The organism is Natronoarchaeum rubrum, assembly GCF_024494695.1.
Genome location: NZ_JANHDP010000003.1, coordinates 507,440 through 531,800, shown reverse-complemented (window position 1 = coordinate 531,800; position 24,361 = coordinate 507,440). Strand labels below are relative to the sequence as shown.

Annotated in this window: 19 protein-coding genes, 1 tRNA gene and 2 pseudogenes; 8 read left to right on the top strand and 14 right to left on the bottom strand. The window is 68.3% G+C overall.

Annotation, left to right across the window (positions count from 1 at the left end):
• The first annotated feature begins 415 nt into the window (after positions 1-415).
• The 3 genes from NO931_RS10345 to NO931_RS10335 all read left to right on the top strand — a co-directional run bounded on the left by NO931_RS10345 (position 416) and on the right by NO931_RS10335 (position 2,655).
• Positions 416-670, top strand: a complete 255-nt coding sequence (locus NO931_RS10345) for a DUF7553 family protein (RefSeq protein WP_256392257.1) — start codon at positions 416-418, stop codon at positions 668-670.
• A 53-nt stretch (positions 671-723) separates the two neighbouring features.
• Positions 724-798: transfer RNA gene (locus NO931_RS10340), tRNA-Val, on the top strand.
• A 162-nt stretch (positions 799-960) separates the two neighbouring features.
• A complete protein-coding gene (locus NO931_RS10335; protein ID WP_256392256.1) occupies positions 961-2,655 on the top strand; it encodes a thiamine pyrophosphate-binding protein in 1,695 nt (564 codons plus the stop codon).
• 80 nt (positions 2,656-2,735) lie between these two features.
• Here the strand turns inward: NO931_RS10335 and NO931_RS10330 are convergent, their stop codons facing one another.
• A complete protein-coding gene (locus NO931_RS10330) occupies positions 2,736-4,184 on the bottom strand; it encodes an FAD-binding oxidoreductase (protein ID WP_256392255.1) in 1,449 nt (482 codons plus the stop codon).
• A 110-nt stretch (positions 4,185-4,294) separates the two neighbouring features.
• On the opposite strand from NO931_RS10330, the pseudogene NO931_RS20840 reads away from it, so the two are divergent.
• Positions 4,295-4,572: pseudogene (locus tag NO931_RS20840) on the top strand (ArsR/SmtB family transcription factor); the annotation flags it as partial.
• Between the two features lie 42 nt (positions 4,573-4,614).
• On the opposite strand, the gene NO931_RS10320 reads toward NO931_RS20840, so the two are convergent.
• Entirely contained in the window at positions 4,615-5,616 is a 1,002-nt protein-coding gene (locus tag NO931_RS10320; protein ID WP_256392254.1) for a DMT family transporter, read from the bottom strand.
• Positions 5,617-5,859: 243 nt separating this feature from the next.
• On the opposite strand from NO931_RS10320, the gene NO931_RS10315 reads away from it, so the two are divergent.
• The gene (locus tag NO931_RS10315) at positions 5,860-6,654 is read left to right on the top strand and encodes a helix-turn-helix transcriptional regulator (protein WP_256392253.1); all 795 of its coding nucleotides are present in this window, start codon (positions 5,860-5,862) and stop codon (positions 6,652-6,654) included.
• A 37-nt stretch (positions 6,655-6,691) separates the two neighbouring features.
• On the opposite strand, the gene NO931_RS10310 is transcribed toward NO931_RS10315, so the two are convergent.
• The 3 genes from NO931_RS10310 to NO931_RS10300 are packed head-to-tail and all read right to left on the bottom strand — an operon-like array spanning position 6,692 to position 9,675.
• Positions 6,692-7,786: a glycosyltransferase gene (locus tag NO931_RS10310; protein WP_256392252.1), complete on the bottom strand. Its 1,095-nt coding sequence runs from the start codon at positions 7,784-7,786 to the stop codon at positions 6,692-6,694.
• A 1-nt stretch (position 7,787) separates the two neighbouring features.
• A complete protein-coding gene (locus tag NO931_RS10305; RefSeq protein ID WP_256392251.1) occupies positions 7,788-8,759 on the bottom strand; it encodes a glycosyltransferase family 4 protein in 972 nt (323 codons plus the stop codon).
• A 49-nt stretch (positions 8,760-8,808) separates the two neighbouring features.
• Positions 8,809-9,675 (bottom strand): sulfatase-like hydrolase/transferase, encoded by an 867-nt coding sequence (locus NO931_RS10300; protein ID WP_256392250.1) that lies wholly within the window; start codon positions 9,673-9,675, stop codon positions 8,809-8,811.
• Between the two features lie 240 nt (positions 9,676-9,915).
• On the opposite strand from NO931_RS10300, the gene NO931_RS10295 reads away from it, so the two are divergent.
• Complete coding sequence (locus NO931_RS10295; protein ID WP_259371518.1) at positions 9,916-11,325, top strand: aryl-sulfate sulfotransferase; 1,410 nt, start codon at positions 9,916-9,918, stop codon at positions 11,323-11,325.
• 244 nt (positions 11,326-11,569) lie between these two features.
• On the opposite strand, the gene NO931_RS10290 is transcribed toward NO931_RS10295, so the two are convergent.
• Together NO931_RS10290 and NO931_RS10285 are read right to left on the bottom strand one after the other, a co-directional pair.
• Positions 11,570-12,094 carry a DedA family protein gene (locus NO931_RS10290; protein ID WP_256392248.1) on the bottom strand — a complete coding sequence of 175 codons (525 nt, stop codon included), beginning with the start codon at positions 12,092-12,094 and terminating at the stop codon, positions 11,570-11,572.
• Positions 12,095-12,176: 82 nt separating this feature from the next.
• Positions 12,177-13,748 carry a sulfatase gene (locus NO931_RS10285; RefSeq protein ID WP_256392247.1) on the bottom strand — a complete coding sequence of 524 codons (1,572 nt, stop codon included), beginning with the start codon at positions 13,746-13,748 and terminating at the stop codon, positions 12,177-12,179.
• 115 nt (positions 13,749-13,863) lie between these two features.
• Here NO931_RS10285 and NO931_RS10280 point away from each other — a divergent pair, with 115 nt between their 5' ends.
• Positions 13,864-14,880 carry a lysylphosphatidylglycerol synthase transmembrane domain-containing protein gene (locus NO931_RS10280; RefSeq protein ID WP_256392246.1) on the top strand — a complete coding sequence of 339 codons (1,017 nt, stop codon included), beginning with the start codon at positions 13,864-13,866 and terminating at the stop codon, positions 14,878-14,880.
• 261 nt (positions 14,881-15,141) lie between these two features.
• Positions 15,142-15,693 (top strand): annotated as a pseudogene (gene cysE, locus NO931_RS10275) (serine O-acetyltransferase); the annotation flags it as partial.
• Positions 15,694-16,017: 324 nt separating this feature from the next.
• On the opposite strand, the gene NO931_RS10270 reads toward cysE, so the two are convergent.
• From NO931_RS10270 to NO931_RS10240, 7 genes are all read right to left on the bottom strand, one after another.
• Positions 16,018-17,190 carry an acyl-CoA dehydrogenase family protein gene (locus tag NO931_RS10270; RefSeq protein WP_256392245.1) on the bottom strand — a complete coding sequence of 391 codons (1,173 nt, stop codon included), beginning with the start codon at positions 17,188-17,190 and terminating at the stop codon, positions 16,018-16,020.
• Between the two features lie 67 nt (positions 17,191-17,257).
• Complete coding sequence (locus NO931_RS10265; protein WP_256392244.1) at positions 17,258-18,145, bottom strand: alanine--tRNA ligase-related protein; 888 nt, start codon at positions 18,143-18,145, stop codon at positions 17,258-17,260.
• Positions 18,146-18,211: 66 nt separating this feature from the next.
• Positions 18,212-18,712, bottom strand: a complete 501-nt coding sequence (locus NO931_RS10260; protein ID WP_256392243.1) for a helix-turn-helix domain-containing protein — start codon at positions 18,710-18,712, stop codon at positions 18,212-18,214.
• 61 nt (positions 18,713-18,773) lie between these two features.
• Complete coding sequence (gene dph5, locus NO931_RS10255; RefSeq protein ID WP_256392242.1) at positions 18,774-19,547, bottom strand: diphthine synthase; 774 nt, start codon at positions 19,545-19,547, stop codon at positions 18,774-18,776.
• 59 nt (positions 19,548-19,606) lie between these two features.
• Positions 19,607-21,196, bottom strand: coding sequence for a midas domain-containing protein (locus tag NO931_RS10250; RefSeq protein WP_256392241.1), 1,590 nt, complete (start codon positions 21,194-21,196; stop codon positions 19,607-19,609).
• A gap of 77 nt (positions 21,197-21,273) precedes the next feature.
• Positions 21,274-22,893, bottom strand: a complete 1,620-nt coding sequence (locus NO931_RS10245; protein ID WP_256392240.1) for an acetolactate synthase large subunit — start codon at positions 22,891-22,893, stop codon at positions 21,274-21,276.
• A 3-nt stretch (positions 22,894-22,896) separates the two neighbouring features.
• Positions 22,897-24,291, bottom strand: coding sequence for an NAD-dependent succinate-semialdehyde dehydrogenase (locus NO931_RS10240; protein WP_256392239.1), 1,395 nt, complete (start codon positions 24,289-24,291; stop codon positions 22,897-22,899).
• Positions 24,292-24,361: the final 70 nt, after the last annotated feature.

Below are 24,361 nucleotides of genomic sequence, written 5' to 3'. Positions count from 1 at the left end.
CGTTTGGACGGCCGAACAGTAAAACCGTTTGTGAACCGGTGACTCGGCGTCGGTCGTTGTCGCGAAAGAGAGATGCTACGGGACGTGTCGAGTCCGATGCCCACGGAACCTCGACCGTCTGGCGGGGACCGTCGCCGGTCCCCCAGTCTGCTGGCACACCACGGGTGGAGGGCAGGAGCGTCATCCAACGGTTGCCTCCGACGCCGCGATTTTAGGTATGCCTAACAATTTGTTAAAGCCACCGGTTTCGGCTCGCCTAAAAGCAAACGTTGCGAGGTGGAGCGGTTCGGCTCGCCCCGGGATCAGTAGGATCGTACGCGAGCGCGCTCCACACGGCCTGATCGCCCGAAGGCGTGCGACACGTCAGCAGTGTGACGCCACAACCGTTATATCTGTTGCCTTCCTACGGTCAGATATGAACCGGCACTTCAGCGATGCGCGGTACTACCTGGCCCGAGCGGGAGCACACGCCAAGCAGGGCGTCGTCGAGACGCTCGAACCCGTCGTGGCGAAGGCCCGCGAACTCGCCGGGCGCGAGGAGGAACCGGAACCGGGCCGCGTCGAGCGGCTTCGCGCGAAGCTGGACGAGGCCACCGATCGCACCGAGAACGAGGCGGCCGACTTCGCCGCCGACGCCCGCCGTCGCGTCCGGCGATACCGCGGGACGTGATCGCTCCGAGAAGCAAGTCTTAAGTCTCGGCTCCGAGTACCGATTTCTGTACCGGGTTGGTGGTCTAGCCTGGTTATGACGGCTCCTTCACACGGAGCAGGTCGGCGGTTCGACTCCGCCCCAACCCACTACGGATTTTGCGACAGTCACACGAACGAAGTGAGCGTGACATCGTGACGAACGAAGTGAGCACGTCTTCCTCCGGTTTGACATCGCCGACTCGTTTCTGTGTCTCCGCACGCCGGCGACCCACCAAAGAGCCAACTTGATGGCCCGTGCCAGTAGGAAGCATGGGAGACGCGTATACGGGAGCGAACCTGTTCGTCGACGCTCTGGAGCGGTACGGCGTCGAGTACGTGTTCGGCAACCCCGGGACCACCGAACTGCCGGTGCTGCGTGCGCTGGCCGACGGCGACCCGGAGTACGTGCTCGGACTGCACGAGGATATCGCCGTCGGGATGGCCGGCGGGTACGCCCAGACGCGGCGCTACCACAGCCACCACGATCCGGACGTGCTGCCGGTCGGGGTCGCAAATCTGCACACCACGCCCGGAGTCGCCCACGGGGCAGGCAACCTGATGAACGCGCGCTTCGCCGGGGCGCCCATCGTCGTGACCGCCGGGCACCACGCCACCGACTTTCGCCACGAAGAGCCGATCCTGAGCGGCGACCTCGAGGAGTTGACCGACCAGTTCTGCAAGTGGTCGGCGGAGGTGCTGGACGTCGCGGCGCTGCCGACGATGCTCCGTCGGGCGTTCCGGACGGCGCTGACGCCGCCGACGGGGCCGGTCTTCCTCGGGTTGCCGATGGACGTGACGACGGCCGAGACGGACGCCGAACCCGAGCGCCTCGGCCCGATCCCGGACGCCGGGCGCGGCGATCCCGGACAGATCGAACACGCGGCCGAGTTGCTCGTCGACGCCGAGGACGCGGTGCTGGTGGTCGGCGACGGCGTCGCCCGATCGGGCGTCGACGCCGTCGAGGCCGCCGTGGACCTGGCCGAGGCAGGGGGTTTGCGAGTCCACGGCGAGATTCTCGCCTGCGAGGTCGATTTCCCGACCGATCACGATCAGTGGGTGTCCTATATTCCGCCGGACGAGGATCTGGCGGCGACGATCATGAGCACCGACGTGCTGCTGTTCGCAGGGTGTTCTACGAACACCACGCTGTGGAGCCACGAGCGCGACCTCGTGGGCGCGGACACGACCTGCGTCCACGTCGGCGACGATGCCCGAGAAATCGGGAAGAACCAGCCCGCCGACGCGGCCGTACTGGGCGACCTCGGGCGGGTACTGCGGGCACTCGCAGACCGGGTTGATGACCGCATAGACGCCGAGACCGTGAACTCGCGGCTGGCGACCGTCGAATCGTTCAAGCAGATGGCGGCCCGGCGCGTCGACGCGATGGGCGAGGACGAGAGCGACGACCCGCGAGCCTCGAAGGCGGAACTCGTCGACGCGCTGGAGGTGGCGGCGCCGGACGCGTACGTCGTCGACGAGGGCGTCACCGCGAAGTACGCAATGCTGACTCGCTGGTCGTTCGAGCCGGAACAGTACGTCTCGAACAAGGGTGGCGGACTGGGCTACGGCCTCCCCGCGGCGGTCGGGGCCGCCATCGCCGAACGGGACCGCGACGATCGCGAACCGAGAGACGTGCTCGGTTTCGTCGGCGACGGCTCGTACCTTTACTACCCGCAGGCGCTGTACTCTGCCGTCCGCCAGGGCGTCGATCTCACCGTCGTGATACCGGATAACCGGAACTACCGGATCCTCAAGGACAACGCGCTCGAGATATTCGGCGGCGAGGAGTCCGGCCACGAGTTCGTCGGGATGGACATCGACCCGCCCATCGACATCCCCGCGAACGCCGAAAGCCACGGCGCCGCCGGCCGGTTGATCGAGCGTCCGGGCGAGATCGAAGCGGCTGTCGAGCGCGGGATCGAAACCGAGGGACCGGTCGTGCTCGACGTGCTGGTCCACGACTGAGCCCCGCCGGAAGTAGGTCGTCCGCGCCGCCGCGCCGAGCCGCGCCGCACCGCAGCCCGGCGTTCTCCGCGCGGTGTTCCCTACGACGCGTCGCTGGACGGTCCGTCCCGATCCGGCGCCTCGACCCACAGTCGCTCCTCGTCGGCGGTTTCCGGGAAGATCTTCCCCGGGTTGAGCGTGTCGTTGGGATCGAGCGCTCGCTTGATCCGGCGCATCGCCTCGACGCCGGCGTCGCAGTGCTCGGCGACGAGGTACTCGCGCTTGCCGGTACCGATGCCGTGCTCGCCGGTCGAGGTCCCGCCGAGTTCGAGAGCTTTCCGGACGATCTGCTCGGAGACCTCTTTCCCGGATTCGACTTCCGCCGGGTCCGACTCGTCGACCAGCACCGAGTAGTGGAGGTTGCCGTCGCCGGCGTGGCCGAAGCAGGGGATCAACAGGTCGTGTTCGTCGGCCAGGTCCCGGACGTACCGGACGATCGTGGGATAGTCGCTGATCGGGACGGTCACGTCACCGGGCGACGTGGCCGTCAGGTCGGGATCGTAGCTCCTGACGGCGAACGCGAGATCCTTGCGCGCTTGCCACAGTTCGGCCATGCCCTCGTCGTCGGGTGCCTGGTCGAAGCGCTCTACGTCGTGAGCCTCGAAGATCGTCCGACAGAAGTCGATCTCCGCTTCGATCCCGTTGTCCGCGTGGAACTCGAGGAACACCGTCGGCACGTCGGGGAGGTCGGTCCCCGAGTACTCGTTGGCCATCGTCGCGCTGGTCGCGTCGACGAGTTCGATCTTCGCGACGTCGACCCCCGACCGAACCGCGTCGAAGACGGCCGACGCGGCGTCGTCGAGCGTCGGGAACAACGCCCGGCCGCCGCGGATCTGCTCCGGCCGCCCCGCGAGTTCCAGGGTCGCGCGCGTGACGACCGCCAGCGTCCCCTCGCTGCCGACCAGCAGGTCGCCGACGTTGTAGCCGCTGGAAGTCTTGACCGCTCTGGAGCCGGTCTCGATCACGCTCCCGTCGGCGAGCACCGCCTCCAGTCCGAGCACCCAGTCGCCGACCTCGCCGTACTCGACGGTCTGCATCCCCGACGCGTCGTTAGCGATCATGCCGCCGACGGTCGAGATGTCGCCCGAAGAAGGGAGCGGGGGAAACCACAGACCGTGTTCGGCGACAGCCTCGTCGATCGCGGACCCGTAGACGCCCGGTTCGACATCGATCTGCAGGTCGTCGGGGCGGACGTCCAGCACCGCATCCATCCGGGTCAGGTCGAGAGAGACGCCGGCGTGAGTCGGCGTCGCGTTCGCTTCCAGGCTGGTGCCCGCGGCGAAGGGCGTCACCGGGACGCGGCGCTCGTCGGCCGCGGCCAGTACCTCGGATACGTCTTCGGTCGACTCGGCGAAGACCACGGCGTCGGGTCGGACCCGCTCGTCCGCAGCGGTTCCCCAGTCGCCGGCGTGGCTATCGCGATCGGAATCCCCGAACGAGACGTCGCCGTCGAGGTCGAGAGACGTCAGGAACGAACAGTCGTGGGTCATGGGCGTGGTGACCGAGGGAGCGAAGCCATCGGTCGCTTGCGAGACTTGTTCGCAATCGTTCGTGATAAAACTTCCAGCGAGCGCCGCAGTCCGACGGAAGCGTCGGCCGGGAGAGTCTCTACCGACTCGTCCACGGGGGCGAGATGAGTCCCAGGGAGCTCGAAGCCGCGATCGATATCGACGACAGTACGATCCACTACCACCTCGACGAACTCGTCGACGTCGGTCTCGTCGAGAAGCGCCGGCGAACGGACCGCGGGCAGGACGGCCTGTACACGTACTATCGCCCGACCGTGTCCGGCGCCGTCACGCTCACTGACGGCGTCGACGAGCTGATCCGCGGCGAACGGGAGTCGAGGCGATGTACGACAGTTCGGCCGAAAACTGATCCGCCGATCCGTCCGAAAAAGACCGCGAACCGCCCCCGAGATCAGTCCGACTCGAACCCTCGCGGCTCGTTCCGAATCCCGAGTCGCTCCTCGGCCTCTTCACTCTCCACGACCTCGTCCGGTAGCCGCCCGGCCAGCCGCGCGACCTGCCCGCGAACGTCGACGTCCTCGGTGCCCAGCACCGCGAAGCCGGCGAAGATCGTCAGGAAGCCGACGATCGCCAGCCCCGAAATTTGCTCGTCGAGCAGCGCCCAGCCGCCCAGCGTCGAGACGACCGGCACCGCGTAGAACACCAGGTTCGCGCGGATCGCGCCGGTGCGGTCGAGCAGGCCGAAGTAGGCGATGTAGGCGATCGCGCCGGCGAAGATGCCGACGTACACGAGCGCCAGCACGGCCTCGGGCGTCCAGACGATCGACGCCGCGGACTCGCCGGCGCCCAGACTGAGCGCGTGGGAGAGCGCGGCGGCGAAGGGCAGTCCCCAGGCGGTCCGGACCGTGCTGGAGATCGTGCTGTCGGCCCAGCGGATCAGGACGCTCCCGAGCGCGCCGGTGACGGCGCCGGCGAACAGGATCAGCTGGCCGACGCCGCCGTCGAGGAACATCGCGGGGTCGGGGTCGACGACCAGCCCGACGCCGAACAGTCCGAGCAGCATTCCGACCGCGCCGCGGGCCGAGAGTCGCTCGTCGGCCAGCAGCGCCGCGGCGAAGACGGGCGTGAGGATCGGGTTCAGGCTGAACACGATCGACGCGACCGCGCTGGTGGCGTACTGCTGGCCGACGAACAGCAGGGCGTTCGTCAGCCCGATCGCGAGCACGCCGGTCGCGAGGATGCCGACGACGTCGCCACGAGTCTCGGGAATCAAGTCCTCGCGAGCGGTCGTCGCCACCGCGAAGACTGCCAGCGCGACCGCGGCGATGTCGAACCGCAGCGCGACGAACAGCAGCGGCGGGAAGTACGCCAACCCGGCCTTTGCGGCGACGAACGTGCCGCCAAAGAGGACGGCCGCCGCGGCGAACGCGGCGAGGATGCGACGATCGGCCACGGTTACGCGCACCTCCCGATGCCCGAGACTTGCGAGCGGACCGGCGACGCGGGCGCCGAGTGATCGAACGTCGGCGTGCTGAGAGCGCGGATCATCTTACTCTACCGTAGGACTCCAGGGGTTATAGTTTCGTTCAGAAAATATTTCACGGGAAGAAATTGGGTGTCGGCGTGTCGATCCTGCGGGGGATGCAAGCGTTTCAGGGTGCGAAAGCGATTTCCCGCGACGAGTGCCAGATTCGGTATGGAATCCGCGCTGGAGGAGATCGAGTTCCTCGCGCTGTCCTCGAACCGCGTCGACGTGCTGGGGCTTCTCGCGGACGGCCGCAAGACGCGGACCGAGCTCGCCGAGGCGACCGGCGCCTCGCAGGCGACGCTCGGGCGCATCCTCGGCGACTTCGAGGACCGCTCGTGGGTGCGACGCGAGGACGGCGAGTACGTCGCGACGGCGACCGGTCGGCTCGTCGCGAAGGGCTTTACCGATCTGCTGGAGATCCTCGAAACCGAAGGCGAGCTCCGGGAGATCGTCCGCTACCTGCCGACCCACGCGATGGACTTCGACCTGCGTCACCTCGCCGACGCCAACATCACGGTGCCGAGCCAGACGCGGCCGAACGCGCCGGTCCAGCGACTGCTCGATCTGGAGCGATCCGCCGACGAGGTGCGGGCCTTTTCGCACGCGTTCAACGAGCAGAGCCTCTCGGTGATCGAGGAGCGCACGACCGCGGGCGACCTCACGTTCCGGGCCGTGCTCTCGGAGCGCGCGATCGACGCGCTCGACGACGATCCCGGACTGCGCGATCGACTGGCGTCGCTGCTCGACGCCGACAGCGCCGCGGTGCGGGTCCGCGAGGAGGGGATCCCGCTCGCGGTGACGATCGCCGACGACGTCGTCCACCTGCTGTTGCGCGACGAGAACGGCGTCCTGCAGGCGTCGGTCGACACCGACGACGACGCCGTTCGGTCGTGGGCTCACGACACGCTGGATCACTACTGGCGGACGGCGACGCCGCTGGACGCCGAGGCGTTCGCGGAGTAAGCTGTCGCATCGCCGCAGGTCAGTATCTTCTCGCGACTCAGCTGTGGTCGCGCTCGGGGAACTTCCGCGTGCCGGCCGGTTCGGACGTGGTCTCGGATGCCAGCGTCACTTCCTGATAGAGGTCCTCCAGCCGTTCGAGCGTGTTCGAAATGGCGTACTCCTGGACGGCAGCGCGGGTGTCGCGCTCCTCGGCCAGACAGGCCTCGACGGCCTCACCCATGGCGTCGAGATCCTCGTACTCGAAGCGGACGCCGTTCTCCGCCTCGATCGTCGAGGTAAAGGGCGCCACGTCCGTGGCGGCGACCGGCGTCCCGCAGGCGTTGGCCTCCAGCGTCGAGAGTCCGAGCGTGTCGGCGGTCGACGCGGTGACGAAGACGTCGATCGACGAGTAAAACGTCGGCAGGTCCTCGCGCGGGAGGAAGTCCCTGAACTCGACGTTGTCGGGCGCTCGGCGTTCGAGCTTCGACCGACACGGACCTTCGCCGACGATGACGAACGTGCGATCGGAGCGCTGCTCGGCGAGTTCGACGATCTCGTCGACGTTTTTCTCCCCGCTGATTCGGCCGCTGTAGCCGACGACCGTCTGCTCGGGGTACCAGTCTTCGTCGGTCGGCTCGAAGAAGTCGAGATCGATGCCGACGGGCAACTGGACGTGATCGACGTCGCGATCGATGCGCTCGGTCGAGGCCGTCACCGCGTCAAAACTGCCGAGCAGCGAGTTCTCCCAGGGTACGTACGCCGACGCCAGCGCCGAGCCCACCAGCTCGGAGTGGACGCTCTGCGGGAAGTACTCCTCGATCGGCGTGTGGTGGGTGTACACCGCGGGGATGTCCTGACGCCACGCGTACAGGCGCCCGAGGATGCCGACCGAGGCCGGACCGTGGCAGTGGACGACGTCCAGATCGGGCAGCTTCGAGGTGCGGACGAACAGCGGGATCCGGTAGCCGCTGTAGAACGGGTTCGGGATCGACGGGACCGCGATCTCGCGGTCGCCGGGGTCGTAGTCGCCGTCGGGGTAGACGACGTACACCTCGTGGCCGTTGCGCTCTAGCTTCTCGCGCCAGTGCTTGATCGTGTAGGTCACCCCGTCGATCTCGGGGAAGTAACTGTCCGTGAAGAACCCGATTTTCATATCAAATCACCTCCTCGTACAGGTCGCGCAACTGCTCGGCGGTGTTCGAGAGCGCGAACCGTTCGCTCGTGGCGGCGGCGTTGTCACCGAGTTGCTGTCGTAGCTCTGGTGTTTTCAATCTATCTAACTGCTCCTGAAAGTCGCCGTCGGTCTTCAGGCAGTCGTGGCCGTCGTCGAGCCACTCGAACGTGTCGATGTCGCGGACGACCACCGGCTTCCCGGCGCTCATCGCCTCCAGCAGCGCGATCCCCTCGTTTTCCTCGTGGGTCGGGAAGAAGAACACGTCGCCCGCCGCGAACGCGCCGCGGATGTCGTCGACGAAGCCAGTAAAGGTGCAGTTTTCGGGCGATTCGCGGATCAACTGCTTCGTCTCGCGGCCCTTCAGCGAGAGGTCCAGCGGGCCGAACCACGCGAAGTCGAGTTCGGGCATCTCGCGGGCCGTCTCGACGAACGTCTCCAATCCTTTGCGCTTGATGACGTGGCCGACCTGGAACACGGTCGGCTCCGATAGGTCGTAGCGCTCGCGGTACTCGTCTTCGAGCGCCTCGAACCCCGCCAGCTTCTCGCGGTCGACGCCGTTCGAGATCACCGTCGTCGGCGAGTCGGTGTACGACCGCAGCAGATTCTGGTTGTACTCTGAGGGACAGATCAACCGGTCGCCGAGAGCGTACGCCGCCCGGAGGTAGGGCCGGAGCGGCTTCGCCAGCGCGTTCGTAAAGCGGAAGCTGTCGCCGAAGTCCTCGGCGGTGACGTGCGTGTGGATCACGACCGGCGTCCCGCGGCGCTTCGCCCGGGCCGCGTGGGCGACCGACCGCGGGCCCATCAGATTGAGGTGGAGCACGTCGGCCGACGGCGTCGGCTCGACGGTGTACTCGATCCCCTCCCTGTCGAGCATCTTCCGCTGGTGGCGGACGGATTCGGCGATGCCGCCGGTGACCGAGTCCGAGAACTCGAAGTAGTGGCTGACGTTCATGGCGTTCCTCCGTCGGATCGTCGGCCGCTCGGATGCGGCGTCGACGACGCTACTGGTCGAGTTCCAGCCACGGGACCTCCATCAGCGCCGGGATGTGCGTCTCGATGTGGTGTTCCCAGACGCCCTCCTCGCCGAACGCCTCGCCGTGGTCCGCGGTGACGACGACGTCGCCGTCGAGTTGCTCGACGAGCTCCTCGACTTCCTCCAGCGCGATCCGGAGGTTCTCCTCGTAGTAGCTCATCGCGGTCGCTCGCGTGCCGTCCTGCAGCAGACTCACCGGGTCGAGTTCGAGCCAGAGGCCCGCCTTCATCGCGAACTGGCTCTCCTCGAGCACGCTCTCGACTTTCGGTCGGACGGTGTTACCGATCGAGGAGAGGACGCCGCCACTGCCGCCGTCCTCGCCGGATTCCTCTTCGTCCTGTCGCCGGATGCCCTTGCGGATCTGCTTTAGCTTCTGGCCCTTGCCGCGCGTGAGATACGGCGCGTGGGGCTGCATAAAGTGGATCACCGTCCGGTCGGCTTCTTCGACGGCGTCCTGATTCTGCTCGAACGCCTCGGTCATGCTTTCAGGGGGAACCGTCCCGAGATCGTCGTCCCAGCCGGTCTCCCAGACGTCGAACACGTTCGAGATGTGGTCCGACGCCGTCCACTCGTAGTCACAGGAGGCGCCCCACTTCAGCTCGTTCAGCGGGATGCCCAGATCGTTGATAAAGGGGTTCGACGAGAAGTACGCGATGTCGTGGTCGCCGTCGAGCGTGCGGTAGGCCCACTCGGGCGTCGAGGAGCCCTTGCTCCAGCGCTTCTCGAGCGATCCGTCCAGGTAGTCGTCGTAGACGTCGCTAAACACGTCGTACCGGGCGGCGTCGAGTACAATGCAGTAGTCCCACTCTGACTCGAGGAAGCGCTGGTCCTGCATCAGTCGTCGGAAGATTCGATCGGAGGTCTATATGCTTTCCGATACGATCGGGGTCGTCACGGGGCAAGCGCCGCGATCTCGCGGTCGGCGGATCGTGGTACCCGTCCCCGGAAAGCACAACGCCTATTGGTCAAACATCGGAAGGACGGGTATGGACAGCCGCGTACCGAATCGACCGACGATGCGGGGGGTATCGTGACGGCGGACGACGCATCGCCGTCCGGCGCCGACCAGTCACCGATGGACAGCGTGCGAGCCGGACTCGGCCGCGCGCGGAGCGCGATCGCGACCGGGCGATCGCACCTCTCGCGGAACCGACTGCGAGCCGCGTTCGTGATCGTCCTTCTGCTGTGTGCCGGCGTGCTCGCCTACGGCGCCGCGACGGCGACGACGACGGCGAACGCCGAGGCCGTCCCCGAGGCGCCGCCGACCGAGAACCACACCGTCGTTACCGAGTCGGGACGGTACGGCACCATCGTCGCGTTCAACCCCGACGGGAGTCTCCAGTACTACAACAACAGCCACACGAAGTACTTCGACGTCGACCCCGTCGAGAACGAGTCGATGACCGTCGAGTACGCCGCGACGGACACGATCCACACGTCCGGACCGAACTGTCGGGCGCCCCCGTGCGCGCGGAACATCCTCGAACGGACGAACCTCTCGACCGGCGAGACCGAGGTGCTCTACGAGCGGATGGACCACACCGAGACCGCCGCCGAGTGGCACGACGTCGACCGGATCAACGAGACCCACGTCGTCGTCGCCGACATGGTCTCCGACCAGATCTTCATCGTCAACACCGAGACCGAGATCGTCACCTGGCTGTGGGACGCCCAGAGCGAGTTCCCGCTCGACGAAGGGGGCGCCTATCCCGGCGACTGGGCCCACCTCAACGACGTCGAGGTGCTCCCCGACGGCCGGATCATGGCGAGCCTGCGCAACCAGGACCAGGTCGTGTTCATCAACCGTTCGACCGGACTGCAGGAGGACTGGACGCTCGGCGCCGAAGGCGAGCACGACATCCAGTACGAGCAGCACAACCCCGACTACATTCCCGAGGAGCGCGGCGGTCCCGCGGTCGTCGTCGCCGACTCCGAGAACGGCCGCGTTCAGGAGTTCCAGCGCGAGGACGGCGAGTGGGTGCGCACCTGGCAGTGGGCCGACGAGAAGATGCAGTGGCCCCGCGACGCCGACCGGCTCCCCAACGGCAACACGCTGATCGCCGACTCCAACGGGAAGCGCGTGATCGAGGTCAACCCCGAGGGCGACATCGTCTGGGAGGTCCCGATGTCGCTGCCGTACGACGCCGAACGCCTGGAGACCGGTGACGAGAGCGCCGGCGGCCAGAGCGCCCAGGAACTGGGGCTGGAATCCCAGACCGTCGAGGAGAGCGACGAGAGCGGCGGAAGCTTCGGCTTCGATCCCTTCGATCGGGTCGAATCGACCGTCTCCGGCTTCGTTCCCCACCGGATCCACAACGCGATCGTGTTCGTCTCGCCGGTGTGGATGGGCGACACGCAGTTCGGCGCCGCGTTCGTCGCCATCCTGATCGCGCTGAGCTGGATCGGCCTCGAATCGCGGTGGAAGCTCCGCGACGCCGGCATCGGGTTCCGGTCGCCGATCGCCCGACGCGACGACGGTAGCTGATCGGGTCGCTTTCTTTTTCGTCCGGAGAGGGACGCTGCCGCCGACGCGTCAGTGTCGACGCCGAAGCGATATCGTTGCCGGGATCGAGCGCGCCGATGCCGAAGCGGCATCGCTACTGGGGTCGAGCGTCCCGACGCCGAAGTAGTGGAGAAGCGTAGCGTCGACGTCGAAGCGGCGGCGTGAGACGCCAGAGCGTCAGAGCTGACGCCCTCGGTCGGCCCACCGCCGGCGTCGCGTCGACAGCCTAGAACAGCAGCATCTGGTCGAACAGCAGGTACAGGCCGGCGAGGATCGTCTGGAACGACAGCGATCCGACCGCCGAGAGGGCGACGAACGTCCGGCCGTCCATCTCCGAGAGGCCCGCCGGAATCGTCAGCAGGCCGCGGATCATCAGCATCGAGTTGCTCACCGGCACGGCGATCGCGCCCCAGCGCTCGAACCAGCCGTCGAGCGTGTCGAGTCGGTCCTCGGAGACGCGGAACCAGCGCTTCTTGAGCAGGTACTCGCGGCCGCCGCGCCGGAGCAAGCGAAAGAGGATGTACTGGCCGATCGTCGTTCCGACGACGGCGATGACGACGACGGCAACGATCGTCCCCGGCTCGGCGCCCATCACCAGTAGCGCGCCCGGAACGACGAGTTCGCTCGGCATGAACCGCAGCATCATCGCGCCTTCGAGGATGCAGATGCCAAAGAGGACGAGCAGGCCGAGCTCCGAGCTGAGCCAGTTCTCGACCCACCCGGGGAAATGCTCGGTCTGTGCGAGCAGCATTGGCGAGTCGCTAATTCGCTGCCGAAGTTAAGGGTTGCTTGTTGGGGATTCTAGCCCTCGGCGACGATCAAGTCGTGCCGTCTCACTCCATGTAGCCCAGATCGCGAAGCCGCTCGCGCATCTCCTCGTCGGCGTCGTCGAGCGCGTCGGCCGCCCCGGCGTCGACGCCCTCGCCGTCGGTCCAGGCGCCGCCGACGCCCTCCTCGAACCGAGAGAGCGCGCGTTCGGCCGCCGCGACGACCTCGTCGTCGTCGGGATCGATCGGCGTCAGCTCGTCGGGATCCTCGTCGAGGCGGTAGGCTTCGTCGGGGATCCGGTCGGCGCGGACGTACTTGCTGTCCTCCGATCGCGCGGCGCGCAGCCGCGAGTACGCGCGGTGGTCGTCCGGCAGCTCGATCCCGGCGTTCGCGGCCTTCTCTTCGAGGTGGTGGAGCTCGATGACGGGCTGGGAGTACTCGACGAATGCGTAGTCGCCGTCTCCGCCCCCGTCGACGACCGCGCGCTGGCCGGGATCTGCGTCCGGCCCGGCGGCGAACTCGCGGTAGCTGGCCGAGAGCAGCGAGCGCGTGGCGTCCCGGTCGACGGCGTCGAACTCGTACCCGTCGCCGGCGGCCGGATCGACGTCGACGGCGTCGAGCGTCGTGTGATAGAGGTCGACGAGTTCGACCAGATCCTCGCGCCGGTCGGCCTCCAGGTCGGGATGCTTGACCATCAGCGGGACGTTGATCAGCTCGTCGTAGAGCGCGAACTCGTGGCCGTACAGATCGTGCTCGCCGAGGTTCTCGCCGTGGTCGGCACAGACCACGACCGTCGTGTCGTCCCACCGGTCGGTCTCGCGGAGCCAGTCGAACAGCCGCCCGAGTTCGGCGTCGATGTGGGCGATTTCGGCGTCGTACAGCCCCCGAATGTCCTCCCACTCCTCGTCGTCGATGTCGCGGGCGCCCGAATTGAACTCCTTGGAGTTCTGGCACACGTCCGAGGAGTCGACGCCCGGCGCGAACTCCTCGCGGTACTCCTCGGGCGGGTGGTACGGCAGGTGGGCGTCCATCAGGTTGATGAAGCCGAACCAGCCGGAGTCCTCGTCGCTCTGCTCGATGAACGCCTTCGTCTGGTCGATCACGGCCGGCGTCTTCGAGGCGGCGTCGTCGTCGCCCGCCAGTTTCGCGTGGGCCTTCGCCCCGAGGTGGACGATCCGATTCGCCAGGTTCCGCAGCCGGTCGTTGTCGTTGATCGTCTGCCAGAGGTTCGCCAGCGTGCCCGAGAGGAAGTTCCCGGGCATGATCTCGAAGGAGGTGTCGTGGTGCTCGAAGCCGCGCGTGAGCTTGGTGTACGGCGTGATCCAGGCGTTCGAGGAGTAACACGCCGTGTCGTAGCCCCGCGCGGACAGCACCGACGCCAGCGTGGCGACGTCGTCGAGGTAGGGGCTCTCCTGGTCGGCGCCGTGCTGGCTCGGATAGAGTCCAGTGAACATCGACGCGTGGACGGGGAGCGTCCAGGGCGCCGGTGCCACGGCCTCCTCGAACACCGTCGCTTCCTCGGCGAACGCCTCCAGGTTCGGCGTCGTCGGTCGGTCGTAGCCGTACGGCGTCAGGTGGTCCTTCCGGACCGTGTCGAGCACGACGAAGAGAACGTTAGACGGACCCGAACTACTCATTACCGGGCGTTCCGTGCAATCACGGATAAAACGCTCGGAACGAGCGTTTGATTCTCGCTCGTACGACGGTTAACAACGGAAACATTTTGAAGGGGCACAACCACCTTCGACGTGAATGGACGGGCGCAACTGGAGGATGCTCGCCGCTGGTGTGGCGGGCGCTCTCGTCATTTTCGCCGTGTTGTTCTATCTCGTCGGCGGGCAACGAATCATCGAGGAGTTGACCCACGCGACGCCCTCGCTCGTCGGGGCGACGGTCGGATTCGGTCTCCTCTGGCTGATCGCCTGGAGCCTGATGTTGCGGACGATTCTCGGCACGCTCGGCGTCCCCGTCGCCCTCGTGCGTTCGTTTGCGATCTACGCGGCCGCGGTGTTCGCCAACAACGTCACGCCGTTCGGGCAGGCCGGCGGCGAACCGGTCGCCGCCCTACTGATCTCGCGATCGTCGAACGCCCGCTACGAGACGGGTCTGGTCGGTATCGCCAGTCTCGACGTGCTCAACGTCGTCTCGTCGCTGTCGTTGATCGGGTTGGGCGTCAGCTACTACGCGCTCAACTTCACGCTGGGTGAGCGCCTCGAAACTGCCATCATCACTGTCGTCGTGCTCGTCGCTGCCATCGTCGTCGCGTTCACGTTCGTCTGGCACCGCCGCGAGCAGTTCGTCGAGTACATCGCAGGCGCCCTCGCACGGGTGCTCGGTCGCATCCCGCTCGACCGACTCGACGACATCGACGAGGACGATCTCGTCGAGCGGATGCAGCGCTTTTTTGGGCACGTCGAGCGCGTGGCCGTCAACCGCCGCCGGCTGGCGATCACGATCGGGCTCTCGACGGTCGGCTGGCTGTTTCAGGGCGCCGCGCTGATGGCGGCGTTCGCCGCAGTCGGCTACTCGGTGCCGTTCTACGTCGTCCTGTTCGTTATCCCGCTGGGTAACATGGCCGGCGCGGCGCCGTTGCCGGGCGGCCTCGCCGCGATCGAGGCGACGTTCGTCGCGCTGCTGGTCCCCACGACGGGACTGCCGGGCTCTGCGGTCGCCGCTGCCGTGTTGATCTACCGATCGGTGATCTACTGGATGCCGGTGCTGATCGGCGGCGGGTCGATGACGGCCTTCGGCGTCCGGTCGTTCGCCTGACCGCGCTCTTGCGTCCGGTCGCACATCCGAACGCCTTTTTATGCGCGTCGCGTCAGTTCCACACCATGGCGACGATAGCCCGCACCCCGGGAACAGGCAGCGAGCAGCGACGGCGCCCCGCGGCGCCGTGTCGCTGCCGGGGGGCGGACTGGCCGCGGCCGACCGGCGCCGGTCGGCCGATCGCGGCGGTGGTCACCGAGCGTAGCGTGCCGTCCGTTACTCGGGCAGCGGCCGGAGATCGACGGCGAGACCGGAGCCAGTATGCTTGACCGCATCCGCGAAGACGTCCGAACGGCACTCGACAAAGACCCCGCGGCCAGAAGCCGCCGCGAGGTCCTCACCAGCTACCCGGGGCTGCACGCGGTCTGGTTCCACCGGATCGCCCACGCGCTGTGGAACCGAGGGCTGACCTGGCCCGCCCGGCTGGTCTCGCACCTCTCGCGCTTTCTCACCGGCGTCGAGATCCATCCCGCCGCAACTGTCGGGCGGCGCTGCTTCATCGACCACGGCTCGGGCGTCGTGATCGGCGAGACCGCCGAAATCGGCGACGACGTTCACATGCACCACGGCTGCACGCTCGGCGGCAACTCGCCCCGCCCCGAGAAGCGCCACCCCACGCTCGAAGACGGCGTCACGCTCGGCGCCGACGCGACGCTGGTCGGCGATATCACGATCGGCGAGGGCGCGACCGTCGGCGCCGGCGCGGTCGTCGTCGACGACGTTCCCCCGGAAACCACGGTCACGGGCGTCCCGGCCGAACCGGTCGAACCCGGGACGACGACCGCCGACTCCGTGGCCGGCGACGATCCGGACGCCGATCCGGCGGAGCGACCGGCGCCGACCGACCGCGGCGACGACGGCGACTCCCGGCGACTTGGCGGCGACGCCGAGCGAGACGCCCAGAAGCGGGCCGCGCTTGCGGGGTCCGGCGCCGTCGCGCTTCTGGACGAGTCGTGCGAGGATCGATCCGGAACTCCAGACCCCGAGGAGTTGCTCGACGCCATCGACGCCGCGCTGGCCGACGCCGAGGATCGGGAACGGCGGCTCCGCGAACTGCGCGAGGACGTCGAGCGCCTGCAGCGCGACCGATAGCCGGCGCGGCGCTCTCGCGTCGTCGACCTCGGCGCCCTCCGCGAGTCACTCGCCGCGCTCGCCGAGCAGGTGGCGCGCGATCACGGTTTTTTGGATCTCGCTGGTCCCCTCGTAGATCGTCGTCACCTTGGCGTCCCGGTAGAGCCGCTCGACGTCGAACTCGGTGACGTAGCCGTAGCCGCCGTGGACCTGGACCGCCTCGTTCGTGACGTCGACGGCCGTCTCGCTGGCGACGTACTTCGCCATGCTCGCGAGCATCGCCGGATCGTACAGCGACTGCTCGCGCCCGCGCTCGGCGGCGCCGGCGGCGTCGTAGGTCAGCGCTCGCGCGGCGTGGATCCGGGTCGCCATCTCGGCGAGCTTGTGGCGGATCGTCTGGATGTCGCCGATCGGCCGGTCGAACTGCTCGCGCTCGGTGGCGTACTCTCTCGCCCTATCGAACGCGTCCTGGGCCAGCCCGACCGACTGGGCGGCGATGCCGATCCGCCCGCCGGTAAGAATCGACAGGGCGGCCCGCAGGCCGGCGCCCTCCTCGGTCAGCCGGTTCTCGGCGGGAATCTCGACGCCGTCGAACTGCAGAGCCGCGGTGTCGCTCGCGCGCAGCCCCATCTTGTCCTCAGTCTTGCCGACCGAGAACCCGTCGGCGTCCGCGGGGACGACGAACTGCGTGATCGAGTCGGGGTCCGATCGGTCGGTCTTGGCGAACAGGACGATCACGCCGGCGCGCTCGCCGTTGGTGATCCACTGCTTCTCGCCGTCGATCACGTACGACTGGACCTCGCCATCAGCCCCTTCGACCGGCCGCGCCTCGGTGGTCATCTCGGCGGGGTTCGAGCCCGCGCCGGGTTCGGAAAGCGCGAACGCGCCGACCGGCCGACCCGCTGCCATCTCGGGGAGCCAGCGCTCTTTCTGGGTCTCGCTCCCGAACGAGGCGATGCAGGCGGTCGCCAGACAGTGGACCGACAGCGCCGTCGCCACCGCGAGCGAGCCGTACGCGACCTGCTCGTTGACGACGGCGTAGGTCGTCCGGTCGGCGCCGTAGCCGCCGTACTCGGTCGGCGTCGTCAGGCCCGTCAGATCCAGTTCCGCCAGCCCGTCCCAGACGTCCTCGGGGAACTCGCCGGTCTCGTCGGCCTCGCGGGCGATCGGCTGGATCTCCTCGACGGCGAACTCCCGGACGACGTCCCGAACCGCTCGCTGCTCTCCGGTGAGATTCATACCGGGACGTTCAGATTCCGCATGGAAAAATATGATCGTCGCGGCGCACGCTCTCCGGTCGATCGATTCACCCGTCGCGTGCGAACGGTTCGTCGCGCGTCTCGCGCAGTCGATCGAGCGCCGCGGGGACCTCCTCGACGCCGACGCCGAGACGGCGCGCCGCCGCTCTGGCCGCCCGCTTCTCGTCGCCCCGGCGCTCGATGCCCGCCGGTCCGACGCCGAACTCGATCCGCGTTCGTCCCTCCTCGGGGTTCGACCAGTCGAGCACCGTCACGGGGCCGATTTCACGGGTGTTGCGGACGTGCGTGCCGCCGCAGGCCGTGACGCTCCAGTCCTCGATCGTCACCAGCCGGTCCGCCTCGGTGCCGCCGCTTCCGTCGCCCGCAAGCCCCTCCGTGGACCGGGCGTCACACGCCACGTCGTCGCGGTCGACCGCGTCGTCGGCCGGCGTCGTCTCCCAGGCGACGTCGTGGGCGTCCCAGACGACCCGGTTGACTGCGCGTTCGAGGTCGGCCAGCGTCGCGTCGTCGATCTCGGCGTCGGTCCGGAGGTCGATTCTGACCGACTCGTCGCCGCCGAGGTCGCCGTCGGGGGCGCCGATGTCGAACCCGGCGTATTCCACGTCGTCGAACAGCCGGCGCACAGCGCCGTACAGCGCGTGGCCGGCGGTGTGAGCGCGCATGCAGTACATCCGGCGCTCCCAGTCGATCGTACACAGGACGGACTGTCCTTCGCGGACGGCGTCGGGCTCGGCGAGTTCGTGGACGATCTCGCCGTCCTTCAGGCGAACATCCTCGACGCGGGTCGTCCCGATCCGGCCCGTGTCGGCGGGCTGGCCGCCGCTCTCGGCGTAGAAGTACGTCGTCTCGAGGCGCACGTCTCGGCCGTCGACCGACCGAACCGTCGTCGAGAACTGCGTGGTGTAGGGCTCGGCCGCCGCGCGTTGTCCGCTCATCACTCCCCCGTGGCGGGGAACCCACAAAAGTGATCGGGCCGCCGACCTGTCGGCGATGCGACTAGCTCATTCGGCGAGCTCGATATCGAGCCGCTCTTCGAGTGCCCCGACGACCGAGCCGGAGATGCCGGCCTGGTTCGCCCGGCCCTGCTCGATCGCCAGCAGGTCGGACTCGGGAATCTCCAGCTCGTCGGCGAGTTCCCCGCGCTGCAGCCCGGCGTCCTGGCGGGCTTCCTCGGCGACCGACCCGTAGCCGCTCACGAGATAGGGAAGGGGGTCGTCGTCGTAGTCGGTGCCCTCCTCCTCCCAGTGGGAGGTGTCGCCGTCCCACATCGTCGTGTCGGAGTTGGCCGCCTCCACCGGGTTCCGGTCGGAGCCGCCGCCGGACTGGTCCGTCTTCTTGTTGTCCTTGTGAGCGTTGTCGTCGTGGGGCGCGCAGTCGGGACAGACGTCGAGGTCGGCGCCGGCGACGTTCGCCGGCCGCAGCGACGCGCTCTCCGTTCCGCAGAGCTCGCAGGCGTCGGCCTCGCCCGACCCCGACGAGCCGCCCGTCGAATACTTCGCCATGCTACCCCGTAGGCGGGTCGCTCATTTCAATGGCGCGGTGACCGACGGCCGTCGCCGGCTCTCAGACGGGATCCAGCAGCTCGGACGGCGCGCCGCCCAGGGCCTCCAGCGCGTCGGCTTCGATGTGGTGCAGGTCGCCAGGGATCACCAGCAGGTGCAGCGGATCGCCGAACGAACGCTCCGCGAGGGCGTCGATCCGGTCGGCCGCCACCAGCGGGTCGGGGCTCCCTGCTCGCGCGACGACGACGCCGAGGTCCTCGCCGAACTCGGCAGCGAACTGCTCGGCGGCGACGTCGGCGGTCATGTACTCCTCGCGCTCGGCTTTGATGTCGAGGTAGACCAGCGTGTGCAGCCCGCGCTCGCGGTTCGCGCGGATCGTCTCGACGACGCTGTCGGGGACGCCCTCGGCGCCGTGGGCGTACTCGAACGGCAGCGTCGTCGCCTTGCCGAACCGGTAGTTCTGCAGCCCGGTGAGCCCGCTGGCGGCCGACTGGGCGGTGACGCCGTGGATCACTCGCGTGTCGATGCCGCGCTCGTGGGCGCGCAGTCGGAGGTCGACGTGGGTCGTCGAGACCATCGTGTCGCCCGCGGTGAGAAACACCGCGTCGCCCGCCTCGGCGGCGTCGAGGATCGGGTCCGGGTCCTGTTCGACGCCGGCCCGGTCGCGGACTTCGATCTCGATATCGTGGTTCGATTCGAGCTCCTCGACCGTTGCGCCGACGAGCTTGCTGGTGTAGAACTCCGCGAACGCCCGGTCGGCCGCCCGCAGCGCCTCGCGGCCCTCGACCGTGATCGAGCGCTCGTCGTAGAGTCCGAGTCCGACGAAGGTGAGCATGCTCTCACTCGGCGCGTGCGGGTGAAAAGTCGTGCGTGTTTCCGGCGACCGATCTACGCTCAGGCCAGGCGGGCCAGCAGCGACCGGAGCCAGCCCGCGGCGGCGCGAGCGTACCGTAAGCCGGCGAAGCGGCGTCGGTCGTCTTGCTGCCCCTCGGAAGCGTCTTGCTGCCTATCGGCGGCGTCTTGCTGCTCGTCGCGGTCGGCTCGCCGGGCGTCGCCGGCGTCCTCGTCGACCTCGACGCCCTCCCGCGTACGGTCATCGTCGCCGAGCGAGGTCGATGGCTCCGCCCCTGCGGTCTCCGGCGCGAGCCACGACCCGTCGACGCCTCCTCCATCTTCGCTCCACTCGACGCCGGCGTCGTCCGGCGTGTTCAGGGCGAGTCGGGACGAACCGTCCGACGATCGGTCGTTCGCGCTCGATTGCGACCGGACGGTCGCCTCCCGTTCGTCGGCGTCCTGCGGCGACGCCGACCCCCGGTCTGCATCGCTGCGCTCGCCCGCGTCGTCGAGCGAGTCGACCGACGTTTCGCTCTCCGTGCCCGACTCGAGGTCGTCCGCGGCCGACAGCAGCGCGTCGACGTCGGCGGCGAGATCTGGATCGATCCCGTCCGCGTCCGACTCGTCGTCCGCCTCGACGTCGTCTTCGATCGCTGCGAAGCTGTTCTCGGCGGCTGTGAACTCGTCCGATGCCACGTTCTCGTCCATCGTGTCGGTCCCGTCGCTCGTCGAGTCGTCGTCGAAGAACTCGTCATCCGCCCCGTCGTCGTCGAGCGGTACACCCTCTGATTCCGGCCGGTCATCGTCGGACTGCTGTACTCTCTCGGACGGATCGTCCGGCGTGTCGACGGTCGACTCCCCGTCGTTGACCTCCTCGGCCACGTCGGCGAACAGGTCCAGCACCGCGCCGTCGGCGTCGTCCGGTCGAAGTTCGTCGGCGTCCTCGCCCGGCGTGTGCTCGTCCGGTTCGGGGACGGCCTCGTCGTCCGCTTCGGTCTCGACAGTTTCCCAGTCGTCCGGAAACACGGCGTCCGGGTCGACCTCGGTCTCGGCGGCGACCGCCGGCGCGTCGTCGCCGTCGAACGTCGCGTAGTCGACGTCGTCGCTGACCTGCGAGAGCACCTCGTCGACGCCCTCGTCGGACACCGTCGTCGTCGGGCCGCCGCCCGAGAGCGTGCCGAACTCGTCGTCGGTCGTCGAGTCTCCGGACTGCACGTCGATCGGATCTTCCGCAGTGACGGCACCGTCGTCAGTGCCGTTCACGGCGCCCGCGTCGTCCTCGGGCGCCTCGCCTCGCTCGTCGTGATTCGGCGTCTCCGCTTCGAGTCGCTCGAACACCTCGTCGATCCCGTCCTGCGAAACCGTGGTCGTCGGGCCGCCGCCGACGAGCCCCTCGCTCGTCTCGCTGTCGGCGTCCCGCGCGTCGGCATCCTGCTCATCGGCGTTCTCTCCTCCGTCGAGGTCCGACAGCACGTCGTCGACGCTTTCGTCCGAAACGTGCTGTCGCGGCCCGCTCTCGCGCAGGCGCTCGACGACCGCGTCGGCGTCCTCCGCGTCGGCGTCGGCGAGCAGATCTGCCGGGTCGTCGTTCGCCGCGCTCCCCCCAGAGCGGTCGGCGTCGCCCTCGCTCCCCCGTTCGTTGTCAACCATACGCTATCGAATGAAACGTGAGCGGCAACCATATTAAAAATACGTATCAGATGAAACAAACGTCGGACGCGCGAGCGTCAGCGCTCGTCCACGGGAACGGCGACCAGCGACAGGTCGTCGGTCGGCACGACGTCCGAGAGCGTTCGATCGATCGCCGACCAGGACTCGGGCCGGTACGCGTCGGCGTCGAAGCTGTCGGCGAACGTGGCGAAGTCGGGGTTCGTGAACTGGGTTCCGTAGTCCCCGCCGCCGTGGGCGTGTTGCTGGCGGGCGATCGAACCGAACTCGCGGTTCTCGAACACGAGTACCGTGAAGCCACAGTCGAGCCGCCGGGCGGTCTCCAGGTCCGAGGCGTTCATCATGAACCCGCCGTCGCCGGTCGCGGCGACGACGTTCGCGTCGGTCGCGAGATCCGCCGCGATCGCGCCCGGGAGGGCGATCCCCATCGTCGCCAGCCCGTTCGAGATCACGCAGGTGTTGGGTTCGTACGTGGGGAACCGCTTGGCGAGCACGCCCTTGTGGTGGCCGACGTCAGAGACGAGCACGTCGTCGTCGGCCATCGCGTCGCGGAGCAGCGGAACGAGCCGCTCGACGGTGAGCGGCGCGTCGTCGGCCGGTCGCTCGGTCGCGGCCGCGTGGACGTCCTCGCGGATCTCGGTCCACCACTCGTCGTCGAAGCGCAGGTCGACGCCGCTCGCCAGCCGATCCAGCGCCGCGTCGATGTCGCCGACGATCTCGACGTCGGGGTTGTAGTGCCGCGAGATGTCCGCCGACGCGGTATCGACGTGGACGATCGCGCGATCCAGATCGGGGTTCCAGTCGACCGGCTCGTGCTCGGCGACGTCGTAGCCCGCCGCGACGACGCAGTCGGCCCGCTCGATCGGGGCGTACTGCTCGTCGACGCCGGAGGCGAGCGTGTACAGCGAGCGCTCGTCGGCGTCCGACACCGCGCCTTTGCCCATGTACGTCGCCGCGACCGGGATCCCCGTGTCGTCGACGAACGACCGGAGCGCGGGCGCGGCCCGCGTTCGGAGGACGCCGTTGCCGGCCAGCACGAGCGGTCGCTCCGCTGATTCGAGCAATTCGACGGCGGCGTCGAGCGAGTCCCGATCAGGTGCGGGCAGCGAGACGGGATCGCGCCGAGCGAGCGGTTCGTCGTCGACCGTCTCGCCGGCGACGTCGTAGGGCAGTTCGAGGTGCGTCGGGCCGGGCTTCTCGCGCTCGGCGCAGCGGAACGCCTTGCGGACCGCCTCGGCGGCGAACGCGGCGTCGTCGATCTGGGCGTTCCACTTCGTGACGCTGTCGAACAGCGAGACGACGTCGATCGCCTGGTGGCTCTCGCGCTGGATGCGCTCGCGGCGTCCCTGTCCGGTGAGCGCGACGAGCGGGCTCTTGTCGAGATAGGCGTCCGCGACGCCGGTCAGCAGGTTCGTCGCGCCGGGTCCGAGCGTTCCGAGACAGACCCCGGCATTCCCCGTGAGCCGACCGTACACGTCTGCGATGAACGCGGCTGCCTGCTCGTGGCGGACCGGGACGAACTCGATGTCTGAGTCGCCGAGCGCGAACAGCAGCTCGGTCGTCTCCTCGCCGGGAATGCCGAACACGTGCTCGACGTCCTCGGCTTCGAGGCAGTCGACGATCAGCCGGGCGGTGGTGTCCTCGCCCGCGGCGTCGTCCGTTGCGGTATCGTCGCTCATCGGTCACTCCGTGGCGACGTCGTCCGGGCCGCCGGCCGGCTGGACCCAGACGGTCTTGCGGTTGACGAACTCGCGGATGCCCATGTGGGCCAGCTCCCGGCCGTAACCCGAGTCCTTGATGCCGCCGAACGGCAGGCGCGGGTCGGACTTGACGAGCTCGTTGACGTACGTCAGCCCGGCCTCGATCTCGCGAGCGACTCGCTCGCCCCGGTCGAGATCCTCGGTCCAGATCGAGGCGCCGAGGCCGAGGTGGTGATCGTTCGCGAGTTCGATCGCCTTGTCCTCGTCGTCGACCCGGAACAGCGCCGCGGCGGGGCCGAACACCTCCTCGGCCGCCATCGGCGCGTCCCTCGGAACGTCGGTGACGACGGTCGGCGGGTAGAACGCGCCCTCGCGGTCGAGCGGCTCGCCGCCACATTGGATCGTCGCGCCGGCGTCCTCCGTGGCCGTTACCTGCTCGTGGAGGTCCTCCATGAGATCCTCGCGGGCCTGGGGGCCGACGTCGGTGTCCTCGTCCATCGGATCGCCGACCGAGAGATCCTGCATCTGCTCGACGAAGCGCTCCTCGAACTCGTCGTACACGTCTCCGTGAACGATGAAGCGCTTCGCCGCGATGCAGGACTGGCCGGAGTTGAGCGTCCGCGCCTGGACGCCCGTCTCGACGGCGGCGTCGAGATCGGCGTCGTCGAGCACGACAAAGGGGTCGCTTCCCCCGAGTTCGAGGACGTGCTTTTTGAGGTTCTTGCCGGCAGTCTGCCCCACCGATCGCCCGGCGCCCTCACTCCCGGTGAGCGTCACTGCTCGAATCCGGTCGTCGGCGATCACGTCGTCGATCCGGTCGGAGCCGATCAGCAGCGTCGACAGCGCGCCGTCCGGCACGCCCGCCTGCGAGAAGATGTCCTCGATGGCGAGCGCGCAGCCGGGCACGTTCGAGGCGTGCTTGAGCAGGCTCGTGTTGCCCGCCGCCAGCGACGGCGCGGCGAAGCGGAACACCTGCCAGAACGGGAAGTTCCAGGGCATGATCGACAGCACCGGCCCGAGCGGCTCGTAGGAGACGAACGTCTTCGACTCGGGCTCGCTTCCGATCACGTCGTCCTGCAGGTGTTCGCCGGCGCGCTCGGCGTAGTAGTCGCAGGCCCACGCGCACTTCTCGACCTCCGCGCGGGCCTCCGCGATCGGCTTGCCCATCTCGCGAGTCATCAGTTCGGCGTACTCGTCGACGTTCTCCCGGAGCACGTCGGCGGCGTCCTCCAGGATCTCCTGGCGCTGCGAGACGCTGGCGTCGCCCCAGGCCGGCGCCGCCTCGTCCGCGGCGTCGAGCCGCTGCTCGACATCCTCGTCGTCGTGATCCTCGTACTCCTCGATTACCTCGCCCGTGGCCGGGTTGGTACTCTCCATGTATGGTCCCCTCAGGTGAGCACACCACGGACTGACTGAAACACGATGGGGGTAGCGCCGGTATCGACGA